Genomic DNA, 13945 nt, shown 5'->3' with positions numbered 1-13945 from the left:
TAATAAAGTTGGAAAAATCCAAACGATCTAACTAAACCAGCCAGATCCTGCTGTGAGGAATTTTCTCTTTTTATGTTATTTTTTGATCACTCCGCAAAGGACACGGTCTCCGGAATTTCCGGTAGGGTCGGTCTTGTAGTCATCCGCTTTTGCATGAACGACAAGGGCAGTGCCTCCCTCCTTCAGCAGGGAATTGCTTTTTCCTTCCTGAAGGGTCACGAGCGAAGACATGAGGTCACCTGTCGCTTTGCCGGATGAATCTGCTTTTATATTCTTGAGATCACCCACATGCGGGCCTTTCGGGTTTTTAAATCCATGCAACTTGCTTGTAGGATTGAAATGCTTTCCTGCTGATTCAAACTTCGGCGCTTCACAAACTCCTTTTTCATGAAAGTGGATTCCATGTTCACCCGGAGTCAGCCCTGCAGCCTCCACTTTTACGTTAACACCTTCAGCTGCCTGCTGTAGTGTCGCGGTACCGGCTTTCTTGCCTTTCGCATCCATTAACTCCACCGTTACCGGCTTTGCCTTTGTCATGCTGGATGCTCCTTCTGATTTTTTCCCACTGTCCATATTGTGATTCTTATGATCCTCCTGGCCGGTACTGCCGCAAGCAGCAAGCAGCGTACATGTCATCAAGACACACAGAGCCATAGTCCATTTCTTCATAAAAAACTCCTCCTCATTTATGTGATGACCGAGTCTCACATTTATGTGATGACCGAGTCAACACATTTACGTCATGACAAAGTCATTCATTAATGTGTTGACCTACCTGGAGGAGTTTTAAACCTTTAAGAACCTAAATAATCCGTTGGAAGTACGTCTTCGATAATTCTACCGCCGTTTTTCGAAACCTTGTATCCTTTGGCATAGGGCCTGGAACTTATTATTTTCGCAAGCTCTCCATCTATAAAATGAAGTCCCGCCCCGTCATCGGCTGCGTAGCCTTCCGATAACCCATGCAGAATGAGGTCATGATAGGATGGCCTTCTGTTCTCTTCCCCATCATAATGAGGGCAATGGCTCCCTTTTAGAAGACCGAGACAAGATATCCGTGTCAGTTTGCCTGGGATCGAATCGGTGACCCCTTCTTCAAACCAGCAAAGCGCTCCGGCACTGATGCCGGCAAGAACGATTCCCTTTACATAAGCTTCGTGCAAAATATGATCCAGCCCCCATTCCCGCCACAAGGCCATTAAATTCCTTGTATTGCCTCCGCCGACATATATCACGTCCTGATCCAGAACAAACCGTTTAAGGTCTACAGATGGCGGCTTGAACAGCGAGAGATGTGACGGGATGCACTCATGCTGTTTAAACGATTGATAGAAACGTTCTACATAGCCATCCGCATCTCCACTCGCTGTCGGCAAAAAACAGATCTTCGGATTGTTCTTCCGAGATTGCCGCAAGATATACTGATCCAACAAAGGGTTTTCGGGTTCCATGGAAAACCCGCCCCCGCCCAAAGCTATGATCTGCTTCATAATGCCCTCCCCCTTCACATGCCTTTATCTTATCAATAGAGGCATTTTGCGTGAACTATGTAAGAAAAAACCACCTTTTTTTCCTTTTCTCCTCCACGTGTATTACCCTATCTAGTACAAATGTTACTCACAGTTTTTTCCATTGTCAATCATCCCCTAAAATTTTATGGTAGGATGAAAGAATCAAGAAAATGAAGGGAAATGAGGGGATCGTATGAATAAATGGCAAAGCAGAGAAGCATTGACAGGGCTTGTGAAAGAGCTGGTTGAAATCCCGAGCATATCTCAGCAGCCCGCAGAGATTGCGATGGCGGAGCATCTTTTTTACACATTAGGGTCACTTGATTATTTCAAGAAAAACCCACATCATTTGCAGCTTCAGCCGATGCCAGATGGACGAAAACTATTGACCGCTTTTGTACAGAATGGCTCACACGAGGATACGATCATCCTTCTCAGCCATTTCGACGTCGTCAATGTGGAAGATTTCGGAGATTGGAAACATTTAGCTTTTCGGCCTTCTGAATTAACAGAACAGTTTTACCAGGCGGATATGCTGCCTGACGGCTTAAAAAAAGAATTGGAAGAAGAAGATTGGCTGTTTGGACGGGGTACGATGGATATGAAAGCAGGTGTTGCTCTTCATCTGTCTATGGTCGAGCAAGCAGCACACGGTAAATTCCCCGGAAACATCCTCATGGTTTCTGTTCCCGATGAAGAAGTGAATTCTGCCGGAATGCTCGCTGCTGTACCGGTATTGGAGCAGCTGAAGAAACAGTACAATATTACATATAAAGCCTGTTTGAACGGAGAACCCGCCTTTACCCGTTACCCCGGTGACGAGAACCAGTATTTCTATACAGGGACGGTAGGCAAAATCTTACCCGGATTTCTTTGTTATGGACGCGAAACACACGTCGGTGAGCCCTTTGGAGGCTTAAACGGAAACCTCATGGCTTCACAAATAACAAGATTGCTTGAATTGAACATGGATTTTTGTGAGACGATGGACGATGAGGCGATTCCTCCTCCAACGAACCTCGTTCAAAAAGACTTAAAAGATCACTATTCTGTACAGATTCCGCATATCGCTGTTACCATGTTCAATCTGCTTCTGATGGAAAAGTCGCTGGAAGAGATCAACTCACAGCTTTTATCGATCGCAAAAAAAGCAGCCAAGGAAGTAGAATCCTTCTTCTATGAGCGGTCACTGCAGTACTCAAAGCTTGTTCCTTTTGAGGTAAACGAAATATCCATATCCGTATTCACCTTTCAAGAACTGTATCAGCATGCGGTTGAGCTGCACGGACAAGAAGAAATTACAAGACGTGAAAATTACATCCTGTCCAATCATCCACATCTCGATGACCGTGATGTTACAACCATGCTGGTGAATGACCTGGCAAGCTTGTGCAAGCAATACGCACCCATGATTGTATTGTTTTACGCTCCTCCTTTTTATCCGGCTGTCTGTTCCAAGGATGATGGGCTTATTCAGAAAACATCCCGTGAAGTCATTCAGTTTGCAAAGGATAAACATCAAGTCACGCTTAAGAAACAGAATTATTTTGCCGGTCTTTCGGATCTCAGCTATATCGGTTTACCTTATGAAAAGGCCGAACTAATACCATTACTTGAAAATATGCCGGTCTTCGGTGAACGATACAAGCTGCCGATTGATGCGATGGCTTCCATGTCGATGCCTGTCATGAATCTCGGACCTCTCGGACGTGACGCGCACAAATGGACAGAACGGCTTCATATGAACTCGTTCATTCAGACACAAGACTTGATTTCCTTTACCATCTCTAAACTTCTGACCAATGAATAGTACGGATTGTCGAATGATTTATCCCGTTGATGGCAAGAATAAAGTAAAAGAATTTATGAAAACGGGGGAAAAAAATGGCCTGCTATAGTGAGTATGAAGCATTAAAAGACGTCATTCTTTGTCAGCCTTCATTCATGAAGATCCGTGAAGTGATCAATGAAACTCAAAAATATTATGCGGATGAAAATATAGACACTGAACTGGCCATGAAGCAGCATAAGCAGTTTTCCAAAGCTTTGGAGGACAGAGGGATTACGGTTCGCCAGCTTCCTCCTCTTGAAAAATACCCGGAACAAGTATTTACCCGCGATATAGGATTCACGATCGGCCACACCCTATACATTTCAGAGATGGGGCGCGAGATCAGGCAGGGCGAAGAAAAAGTATTAAAAGACTGGATAAATGAAGAACATATCACCATCAAAGATTTAAAGAGTGACAGCATAGAAGGCGGAGATGTTCTGCTGGACCGCCAGACCGTCTTTGTAGGCGTGAGCCACAGGACAAGCAGGGCGGCTATCGAGAACCTTCAGAAGCATGAGCCTGATTACAACGTCATTCCGGTACCTTTCAATGAAAAATTTTTGCACCTTGATTGTGTCTTTAACATCCTTTCCCCGGAGGAGGCCATTATTTATCCGCCCGCTTTTCATGAAGAAGAGCTAAAACTCCTGGCCTCAAAATATAAAACGATGGAGATCAATAAAGAGGAACAGTTCACCCTTGGCACCAATATTCTATCGATCGGCAACAAGACCGTTCTTGCCTTGCCCGTTAACAAGGAAATCAATGCTAAACTGAGAGAAAACGGTTATGAAGTGATCGAAGTTGATATTTCAGAAATCATAAAATCCGGCGGTGCCTTCCGTTGCTGCACCCTTCCGCTGGACCGTGAAAAAACAGCCTTATGAAGGCTGTTTTTTCTGATCTATTCTGTAATGAAGTCGCTCAAGCCAATCCTTATCCATTCTTGCCACACAGGCGTGGTTTTGACAAAAGCTATTTCACGCGAGGAAAATTTGTTGGTTAAATAAAAGTTTAGATATTATAAAAGAACAAAAAGACCGATGATCCTTTTACACAGGATAATCGGCCTTTTTAGAATTCATTATGTTTTTAATCAACTTTTTAATTAAATCTACCTAAAACCTCATCGTCAGCAGTTGATCGATGCGTAATGACTCCTCTTTGGGGATTTTTACAAAAATACCCTACATTCTGTTTTATTCCTATAAAAATTCCTTTATTAGTAAAAACTGTCGTTTAACTGTCGCATTTTGTAACATTTTGAAATATAACTGTAATATTATTTCACAAAATTATCCTGCTCTTAAGTGCTATAATTACCTTTGTGATTAATAGATTGGTAACATTTTCACAATGAGGGGGAAAAATAGTTGAGAAAGAAGTTTTTAACAGCTGCTTTATCATTAACCATTGGTCTAACCGGATTTACATATAGCTCAGCATCCGCTGAAACATTGAAGGAAATCCAACAGAAACAAGCTGAGAACCATATTGAAAAATCAAAGAAAAACAAACAAGTTAAAGAGGTTCAGGGTGAACAGGATCAGCTTCTTAAAGAACTGGACAAGCTTGATGCTTCTTTGAAAAAAACAGCCAGCGATATCGAGACAAAGAGAAATGAAATCGCAGAAACAAAAGCAAACATCGAGCAGCTCAAAAAAGAGATTGCTGTTCTGGAAAAGCGAATTGAAGAACGTGACGCCCTGTTAAAGAATCGTGTCCGTAACATGTACGAAAACGGCGGTGCGATAAAATATATTGAGGTTCTTCTCGGCTCTCAAGGATTTGGAGATTTCCTTGACCGTATGATCAGCCTGAACATCATCGCTGAACAGGACAAGACGATTCTAGAAGAACATAAACGCGATAAAGCAGAAGTAGAGAAAAAGAAGGGGCAGGTAGAAACACAGCTTGCCTCATTAAACAGCAAACTATCAGAATTAAATTCTCTTAACAGCCAGTTAAGAGCCCAGAAAGTGAAGAAAAACAAAATTATGAAGAGCCTTAAAAGTGAAGAGGCGCATCTTCATGATGACATTGGTAAACTAGAAGAGAAAGACGCACTTCTAGCGGATCAGGAGAAAGCGATTAAAGCTGAGATTGCCCGCGCTAAAAAAGAAGCAGCTGAACGCGCACGCCGTGAAGCAGCAGAGAAGGCAGCCGCCGCAAAACGTGCAGCCGAACAAAAAGCGGCCGCTGAACGGGCGGCAAGGGAAAGAGCAAAACAGCCTTCCCATCATTCGTCTCCTGCACCGGCACCTGCTCCAGCACCAAAGCCTGAGCCTTCCTATGAAGCACCAAGTGCAGCCAGAGCTTTCATCTTCCCATCAGCTGGCTATGTCACGTCTCAGCTCGGTTCAAGATGGAATAAGTTTCATGCCGGCATTGATATCGCCAAGGCTGGCTATGTTCCGATTCATGCTTCTGCATCTGGAACGGTAGCACGCTCATACACATCGTCTACGTATGGCAACGTGGTATTCCTGTCCCATTACATCGATGGACAGCTTTATACAACGGTTTATGCACATATGAGAGACCGTGCAGTCAGCACAGGACAAACCGTCTCTCAGGGACAAACCCTTGGACATATGGGTAACACCGGACATTCTTATGGCCAGCATCTCCACTTTGAGCTTCACAAAGGGCCATGGAATATCAACAAGACCAATGCAGTTAATCCACTTCCTTACATTCAATAACAACATGCAAAAAAGAACTGGCAGAATTCATTCAGCCAGTTCTTTTTATACGAGCAAACGGCGAAGCGGATGGCCCGTATATTCTGCCATTCTTCTGAAATTTGGGCGGATGATCTGTTTCGTGAGGAAGGCAGAAGTCGTTGCGCCTGGCCTTCTTCTTTGGTTGAGGACTTCAATAAACTCCCCGATCATCCCTGTTCCAATCCCGTGCCCAAAAAACATGCCGTTTCCCAGGTCAATAAGATTCTCACCCTGCCACTGCGGTGTCGCCGGGTGGAACTCGGGGTTCTGGATATAACGGATATCCCCAGGCAGAGAATCTCCTTGGTAGACTGATGTTAGCTGAAGGTCTTCATCATGCTCGGTACTCCATAACAGAAGCCCCCTGAACAGCTGGTTGAATGTCGACGGGCCGATCGTTTCAAGCAGCGCCTTATAAAGAATGATCATCATGGCAGTCGTACACTCAAAAGCATATTTTCGCCCCTGGACAAATATATCGGTAATGGCATCCGCTGGTGTGACATCAGGCCTGATGAGAAATCCGCCATACGCGGTCAGTATCCAGAAGTTTCGGTTGGCCTTCGCTGTTGTAAACGTCGCAAACCTTGCTCCGCTGTTTTTCAATGCATAAGCTGATGATACAATGTTGGCGCGGTAGGTAATCTCAAACTGAAGCTGGCGGGGATTATCGTAAAAAAAGGACTCCCTGCCGTTCACAAGCTTAAGGGCGGTTCCCCTTTGGGCCTCTGAAAACTGTCCTGACCCCGGTATCTCCTCTATTGAATGAATCTGCGTTCTTTTTACATAGATCAACTTTAGCCCCCCTGTTCACACAGGATAATATACAAGATATGGGGACGTATGGAGAAAGGTGATTACTTGGCCCAGTGCGATAAGCCCGAAAAAACAAAAAGAGGCGCTATGCCCCTTTTTCATTAATAAATGTAAATTGTTCAGCGCCAGCCGGGATTGTGTCTTCCTTCTCTTCTTTTTTGTATGTTCTCTTCCGCTTTCCGGATGCAAAGTGCGTCTGCAACCCTTCCGTCACAAGATTAAAAGCATAGATTGCAATTCCAAACATGATGACTGGGCCCAGTGCGATCAGAGGATGAGCAAATATATTCTGGTAATACTCACCGATCAGCCCCGACCATTCATTGGAAATCGATTGCGGAGGAATATCACAGAACGGTGTATAACACACGTCCGTTCCGCCAAAAAACAGCTTAAAGTAGCCGAGATGTGCAAAGATAATCAGAACAGATACGCACTGCTGAGTGAAAACAATGCATAATTTCGGCAGCAGATGAGGTACAACATGCTTCCTGAAAATTCGTATCTTCCCCGCGCCAAGCACCTGTGAACTCTGTATAAATTCCTCTTTTAGCTGAGCCGTCATCATATTGCCGATCATAACACTGACCATAGGAACGACGAGGAGCGTTAGAATGCTTACTTCAAGAAAAATCCTCACTGAAAAATCATAGGTAAAATATTCTTTTTCTCCGGCAATCCTTTCCACCAGCACCGGCTCCAGCAAAAATATAGCAATAATGGTCAATGGAACATAATAAAAAGAGCTTAATAATTGTTCCAGCCCCTTTCTTGCCCAGGAAGGAAAGTAAAAAGCATACGGAATGGCGATAAAAAAAGCGATGACCACACGCTGCAAGGCGATTAATATAGCAAATGGAATCGTATACTTGGCTCCCTGCATCACTTTTGCAAACATGTCATAGCCCTGTCTGTCTGTACCAAAAGGCATATCAGGAGAGGCTGGCAGTGGAGCGGCTTTAACCGCCTCTCCTTTATCGTTGTATAAAACCGGCACCTTTTTAATTTTGCTGTCAAAAACCATCTGATGAACCAGACTGGAACCGATAAGAGCAGCCAGCACAATGCACCCAGCCCAAAACTTTATGCTTCTGATCATGCCCCCGCCTCCCGCCTCAAGCGAATGGACAACAAAAACTCAAGGAATCCGAAGAAAACGAAAAACGGAATAGCAAGAAAAACCAAGATAACAGCCATGATCTCAGCCCTGAAATCGGAATAAAGGTAATATGTGATCCCATCAATATTAAAAATCCATTCCACAAGAAGCAGATTGGAGATCATAAACCACAGGACGGTCTTTGAAAAATGAAAAAGGGTTTCATATGTATTCCGTGTCACGTGAAATAACAACACGTACGTTCTTCGCAGTCCTTTCGCCCGGCTGAACTCGAAATAGGGCTTTTTGCTTTCTTCCTCTGACAGCAGGACCATCATTTTATAAAAATAAATAAACGGCAGGATCATGAGGCACATGATTGGAATAACATAAATCCGCTGTTCACCGAGTGAAGCAACATCAGACAAAAGAATGCTCGTCTGCTTATAAAAGAACACGATAAACATTTGTACGAGCGCAAAGACGAGCAGATCAGGAAGAGACTCCAATAGCGTCAGTAAATTTTTTATCACAGCCCTCACCCGCTCTGGCAGCGTCATCGTCATCCATGCCAGCACCTGAGCAAGAAAAAATGCCAGAAGAAATGCCGTGAGAAGAATGGTTATTGAATAAAAATATGGATCCAAAAAATCCGGGAATAAAGGTCTTGGCTGCTTAAACGGTATGTATTGTAGATGTCCTGGATGAAGCAAAGACACACTCACGTCTTTTATCTTTTCCCAATAAGAGGACACGTTCTTTGTAAGAAAAAGATCCGGTAAGCCACTGATCAAGACGATGGAAACCACAGTCAGCAAAAATTGTATCAACATTTTTCGTAAAATCGCCATTCTCCCCCCCCTTTTTCCTTTAAAAAGAATGGACGATATTTAGTTCAGAATTGTTACAATTTTAACATATAAATTTAGGACTTTTGCACGGTTCTTAAAACTTATTGCCAATAATGTTAAATTACGTTTATTTTTAACATTCCTTGACATATTAAAAGAAGATGATCATTCCAAGGAGAGAATAGCATGTTCAAACAAAAATACAGTGCAGCTTTGCTAGTTCTAATCATTGTGTTGTTAACGATGCCCATCCATTCGGCAGCCTCGGGTGAGTTTCCATTCACCGTCTACCCTGTTCCAGATAAAGGGAAAATCATGAGATGGACAAAGGTGGACAAACTCCTCCCTAAAGGAAGCAAATTTAAAGTGATTGATTTGGAAACCGGCTTCTATTTTTCCGTTCAGCGGCGTGCAGGAAACAAGCACGCTGATGTCCAGCCCTTAACCTATAAGGATACAGCGGTATTGAAACATCTTTATAACGGAAAATGGAGCTGGCGAAGAAGAGCGATCCTGATCCCTGTAAAAGGAAAAATGCTGGCTGCTTCCATGCATGGTATGCCACATGGACACGGGGCCCTGCAAAATGGTTTCCCAGGGCATTTTTGCATTCACTTTGCGGGCAGCACCACACATCGAACGAGGAACGCTGATCCATCCCATAAAATGATGATTTTAAAAGCTGGCGGCAAACTGGACGACTACGCTCATCATGCCAATCCACATGAGGTGGCTGAAATGTATTTACTGTCACTGAAAGAGAACGATACAGATTTGATGAAGCCTGTTCTGCCTGAGAAAGGAAGAGTACGCATGAATCTTCTGAAATCGGCACGCGGGATTACAGCTATTCATTACGATATTCGAGGAAAGAAATCACATAAGCATCTGGCCGTCAAAACCGTCGTCCCGGTAAAAGCCATCATTTATAGAAAGAATGAGGGAGCAGAAAAAGTGAAGCTGAACATTACAATAGTGAGGTTATCTCCATGGTCTTCGTGGAAGATCAGTGAGGTAGAGAAGGGGCAATAGAAAAGCGTCAAGCCTCTCTGAAGTGAATGTAGATGAATGTCCAAACCAATTCATCACTCCTGTATATATTGAATAATACCATCTTTTATGTCAGGAGTGATGAAATGGCTTCTAAAAAATATAAAAGTAATCGAATCGATGGAAGAAGCAATGGAGTGGTACCTACCCATCTTCCTCCTGTTCCTGTTGTGCTGGATCCAATCCCAAAGCAAATTACGCCGATAGGTACTATTCCAATTTATTCAATAAAGTACACGAAAAACCCAAAACGATCCTGATTCAAAAAACGCCTGCATCAATGAAGACGCAGGCGTTTTCGTTGAAAAATCCCCTGCTGGGATTGGCAGTACAAATTAGCGGTAAGTTATTTCTTTTTCCGTTTTTTCTTTACATTTGTCCGCTCCTTCATTAAGACGGATTTTACAGCTTCTCTAATTTCCTGGTAACTAGTACACCTGCAAATATTGGAGCTTAGCCATTCTTCCATGACTTCATCCGTTGCGTCAGGATGGAGGTTAACGAGGGAATGAGCGTTTAGAATAAATCCAGATGTACAATAACCGCACTGAAAGGCCCATTTGTCAACAAAAGCATGCTGCATGGGAGTATTTTTTAATCCTTCGATGGTAGTAATGTGCTTCCTGCGCGCATCCACAGCGAACATCATGCATGACTTGGCCGGCAAACCGTCTACAAGCACCGTGCAGGCACCGCAATCTCCGTTCTCACAGCCACGCTTTGCGCCTGTCAAGTCAAATTTGCCTCTTAATGTATCTAACAGTGTATCCGCGGCTCTGATCGACGTTTTCCGTCTTTCTCCATTAATATTAAGTGTCAGCTTTACATTCACAATCTCACCCCTTCTAAATCGGTTAAAGCGTCGAGCAATGTATATTGAAGCACAAACAGCCGATAGTCCCTTGAGCCTCGAATATCCTGTATTACAGGAGCCGGAATAAGTCTTATAGCGCTGTCAACTCGTTCCTTTAGCGTCAAACTTGTATTATTTAATTCCTTCTCCATGGCAGAAGAACGAAATGGAAAAGCACACAAACCACTAAACCCAGCCCGAATGGAGCTATCCGTTTTTAATACGGCCAGAGTGAGAAGCGGATAATCTACCCTCTCGCTCTTTCTTTTTTTCTCGATCACAAAAGGCATCTTTGTATATTGTGAATCCGCTATAATTTGTACGACAAATTCTCCCGGGTTTAAGCACAGCGTTTCGTTGAATATTTGATGAATGGGTACGTGGCGAATTCCGTCATTGCCTGCGATCACAATCGTAGCATCAGTGAGCAGCAAGGGGAGTACGGCTTCGCGGTAGATGATGTCACTGGCAAGGTTTCCTCCCAGCGTGATCTGGTTCCGTGATGTACGGTCAGCTATCCTTACACACGCTTCGCCAAGAAACGGAAATACTCCCGCTTCAAAAATTTGCGTTAATGTAAGGGCGGCTCCAACTACAACGGAATTTCGATGTAAGCCTTGAACATTACAATCTGGAATTCCCTTTACATCGATCACGGCCTTTGTGTAAATCTGATTAAGTCTGCCGAGTGTCAGGATTTCTGTTCCGCCTGCTAAATATAATGGTTTTTTCCCTTCTTTATCCAGCTTATCGAATAACTTCACTGCCTCTGATATAGAAGAAGGTTCATAATAGTCAATATTATAGTGAAGCATTTGAACCTCCCCCTCTCTGCAGCCTTGTTTTCCAAATAAATTCTGGTGTAAGAGGGAGCTGATTGAGAGGAACCTTTGCCGCAATGGATAAACTGTTCGCAACCGCTGCAGGCATACCCATAATGCCATGCTCACCAAGACCCCGTGAACCAAACGGGGAGCCTTTTACTGGGTTTTCGATGAAACGTACGATATATTCGGGCTGCTCTCCATAATGCATCACTTTATAGGAGCGAAATTGCGTAGTTAAGACCTTACCCTCATCGTCATATATGAATCCTTCTCTCGTCGCAAAGCTTAATCCCTGATTCATCGCACCCATTACCTGTGTCTCCGCGCCTTTATAGTTCAGGACTGTACCTGCATCTGCAACAGTAATAGCGCGAATTAATGTAAAGGTGTTATCTCTTTTGTCAAATTCAACTTCTACCGCTTGCGCCACTACATTCCACTCGGGTCCCTGAACACCCTTTCCCGTTTCGGGATTCATTTCCGTAAGCCCCGGAATGATATACGACCCTCTTCCGATCACCTGCGTCCCTGCGACTGTCCCGTCAGGAAAGATATAGCCGTACACGATCTCAGAGAAATCAATGGAAATTTGAGGTGCAGTCTTCTTAAATACCTTCTTATTTGCAACCACCAGCTCCTCTGCTGGAACATTCAATACAACAGAAGCCGTTCTTTTAAGTTGATTGACCGCATCAGCAACAGCTCTGAGAACAGCATTTCCAGACAGAAACGTCGTTCGGCTCGCTGCAGTCTCCCAGCTTTCAGGGTTAAGCTGCGTATTTACCTCCATTTGAATATTTACATCATGAACGCTCATCCTCATTTTTTCAGCAACCATTTGCGTTAAAACGGTTTTTGTCCCTTGCCCAATTTCTACAGCGGCGCTATTGATAAGCACGCCTCCTTCTGAGGTAAAGGTTAAAACCGCACCTGCTCCAACACCTGGAGGGGGATCTCCATTTTTCCAAGCGCAGCTAATTCCTTTTGCCCTTACCTTCCGATCCGAGATTTTGATCCGCTGTCCCTGATCCCAATCAATAAGCTCCTTTAGCTTTAAGATGCACTCCTTGATATCTCCAAGATTGCTTCTATTCAGAAGTACTTGAGTAGGAGACGTGTCACCTGGCTGTATCGCATTGATCAGACGAAATTCAAGCGGACATAGTCCCACTTTATGGGCCAGGATATCCATCGTCCGTTCTACTCCAAAAGCAGCCTCCGTACGCCCGAAGCCCCTAAAATCCGTTGCATATGGATGGTTTGTATACATGCATAGTGAATCACACCATACATTATCTATGGCGTATGGTCCAGTACAGTCAAAGGCTGCGGCCTTGGAAATTGGTACTGCCCTTTCTGCATAAGCACCTCCGTCAAATAGAAATAAGAACTTTACTGCTTGTAATTTCCCGTCCTTTGTACAACCCATTTTGATCTTGGCATGTAATCCAATATGAACAGCAGATGTAACAATGTCTTCTTCACGGCTATTACGCAGCCTTACCCTTCTTCCGCCTACTGACTTAGAAGCAACATAGGCCAACGGTTCTAATTGCACACTGGTTTTAGCACCAAACGATCCTCCGACTAACGGTATATGAACGTGCACCTTCCCTTGATCGATATTGAACGTTTCACTTATGAGTTCTCTCATTTCAAACGGTTCCTGAGATGCAGAGTGTATAATAACGTCTCCATTCTTCTTGATTTCGACGTCGGAACATCTTGTCTCTATCGCTGTATGGTCTGATTGAGGAAAGGAAAACACTTCTTCTACGATGAAGTCAGACTGAGCAAATCCCTCATCGGTATTCCCCTTTCGAATGCCTTGCCGGTTCGCAATATTTGTACCGGGGATCGGCCTTATGCCCCCGGATGTACCAGTGGTCTCATTTTCCTGGTCAATGAGGTATTCTTCTAATCGTTCATGAACAAGAGGAGCGCCCTTTTGATACGCTTGCAGAGAAGAGTTTACGACAGGCAGCAGTTCATAGTTTACGTGTATTAATGTGACAGCCTGAATGGCTATGGCTTCCGTATCTGCGATCACCATTGCAATCGGCTCCCCATAATACCTTACCTTGTCAAAAGCCAGCAATGGACGGTCCTTGATTGTGGTCCCAATTAAAAGCGGATAGTCTTTACCCGTCACAATCGCATGCACTCCCTGTACCTTCCGCGCCTCCTCTGTGTCAACTTTCTTTATATACGCATGCGCATAGTGACTCGTCAGCAGCTTCACATGCAATGTACCGACCTCTTGATTGTCATCCACATACTTTACTCTCCCGGAAACCTTATCCCAGCTTTCTTTCTTTGGCACACTTTTTCCTATGACACGATACGGATTCATACGATCCCCCCTTTGCATCTATAAA

12 protein-coding genes are annotated in these 13945 nt (G+C 44.0%); 4 read left to right on the top strand and 8 right to left on the bottom strand.

Going from position 1 to position 13945, the window contains the following annotated elements:
* Positions 1-75 precede the first annotated feature (75 nt).
* Both QYF49_RS04500 and QYF49_RS04495 read right to left on the bottom strand, forming a co-directional pair.
* On the bottom strand, positions 76-669 hold the full coding sequence (locus QYF49_RS04500) for a superoxide dismutase family protein (RefSeq protein WP_290398412.1): 594 nt from the start codon (positions 667-669) through the stop codon (positions 76-78).
* A gap of 125 nt (positions 670-794) precedes the next feature.
* Entirely contained in the window at positions 795-1490 is a 696-nt protein-coding gene (locus tag QYF49_RS04495; protein ID WP_290398411.1) for a Type 1 glutamine amidotransferase-like domain-containing protein, read from the bottom strand.
* A 214-nt stretch (positions 1491-1704) separates the two neighbouring features.
* Here QYF49_RS04495 and QYF49_RS04490 point away from each other — a divergent pair, with 214 nt between their 5' ends.
* The 3 genes from QYF49_RS04490 (at position 1705) to QYF49_RS04480 (ending at position 6050) form a co-directional block, all read left to right on the top strand.
* Complete coding sequence (locus tag QYF49_RS04490) at positions 1705-3321, top strand: M20/M25/M40 family metallo-hydrolase (protein ID WP_290398410.1); 1617 nt, start codon at positions 1705-1707, stop codon at positions 3319-3321.
* 74 nt (positions 3322-3395) lie between these two features.
* A complete protein-coding gene (locus QYF49_RS04485) occupies positions 3396-4232 on the top strand; it encodes a dimethylarginine dimethylaminohydrolase family protein (RefSeq protein WP_290398409.1) in 837 nt (278 codons plus the stop codon).
* Between the two features lie 486 nt (positions 4233-4718).
* Positions 4719-6050 carry a murein hydrolase activator EnvC family protein gene (locus QYF49_RS04480; RefSeq protein WP_290398408.1) on the top strand — a complete coding sequence of 444 codons (1332 nt, stop codon included), beginning with the start codon at positions 4719-4721 and terminating at the stop codon, positions 6048-6050.
* A 45-nt stretch (positions 6051-6095) separates the two neighbouring features.
* Here QYF49_RS04480 and QYF49_RS04475 read toward each other — a convergent pair whose 3' ends face one another.
* From QYF49_RS04475 to QYF49_RS04465, 3 genes are all read right to left on the bottom strand, one after another.
* Positions 6096-6866, bottom strand: a complete 771-nt coding sequence (locus QYF49_RS04475) for a protein-glutamine gamma-glutamyltransferase (RefSeq protein ID WP_290398407.1) — start codon at positions 6864-6866, stop codon at positions 6096-6098.
* Positions 6867-6972: 106 nt separating this feature from the next.
* Positions 6973-7986, bottom strand: coding sequence for an ABC transporter permease (locus QYF49_RS04470; RefSeq protein ID WP_290398406.1), 1014 nt, complete (start codon positions 7984-7986; stop codon positions 6973-6975).
* Positions 7983-8837, bottom strand: a complete 855-nt coding sequence (locus QYF49_RS04465) for an ABC transporter permease family protein (protein WP_290398405.1) — start codon at positions 8835-8837, stop codon at positions 7983-7985. Before QYF49_RS04465 ends, QYF49_RS04470 begins: the two co-directional genes overlap by 4 nt.
* A gap of 186 nt (positions 8838-9023) precedes the next feature.
* Here QYF49_RS04465 and QYF49_RS04460 point away from each other — a divergent pair, with 186 nt between their 5' ends.
* On the top strand, positions 9024-9869 hold the full coding sequence (locus QYF49_RS04460; protein WP_290398404.1) for a hypothetical protein: 846 nt from the start codon (positions 9024-9026) through the stop codon (positions 9867-9869).
* Between the two features lie 364 nt (positions 9870-10233).
* Here QYF49_RS04460 and QYF49_RS04455 read toward each other — a convergent pair whose 3' ends face one another.
* Genes QYF49_RS04455 through QYF49_RS04445 form a run of 3 tightly spaced genes read right to left on the bottom strand, consistent with a single transcriptional unit; the run spans position 10234 to position 13920 of the window.
* Complete coding sequence (locus QYF49_RS04455; RefSeq protein ID WP_425589542.1) at positions 10234-10719, bottom strand: (2Fe-2S)-binding protein; 486 nt, start codon at positions 10717-10719, stop codon at positions 10234-10236.
* Entirely contained in the window at positions 10716-11555 is an 840-nt protein-coding gene (locus tag QYF49_RS04450) for an FAD binding domain-containing protein (RefSeq protein WP_290398403.1), read from the bottom strand. The genes QYF49_RS04455 and QYF49_RS04450 overlap by 4 nt, the downstream gene beginning before the upstream one ends.
* Positions 11542-13920: a xanthine dehydrogenase family protein molybdopterin-binding subunit gene (locus QYF49_RS04445; protein ID WP_290398402.1), complete on the bottom strand. Its 2379-nt coding sequence runs from the start codon at positions 13918-13920 to the stop codon at positions 11542-11544. Before QYF49_RS04445 ends, QYF49_RS04450 begins: the two co-directional genes overlap by 14 nt.
* Between the last annotated feature and the right edge of the window lie 25 nt (positions 13921-13945).

Origin of the sequence: Fictibacillus terranigra (genome assembly GCF_030412265.1) — a bacterium.
Classification (GTDB): Bacteria; Bacillota; Bacilli; order Bacillales; family Fictibacillaceae; genus Fictibacillus_C; species Fictibacillus_C terrinigri.
The sequence above is the reverse complement of the archived record's forward strand: the minus strand, read 5'-3'. Positions and strand labels throughout refer to the sequence as shown.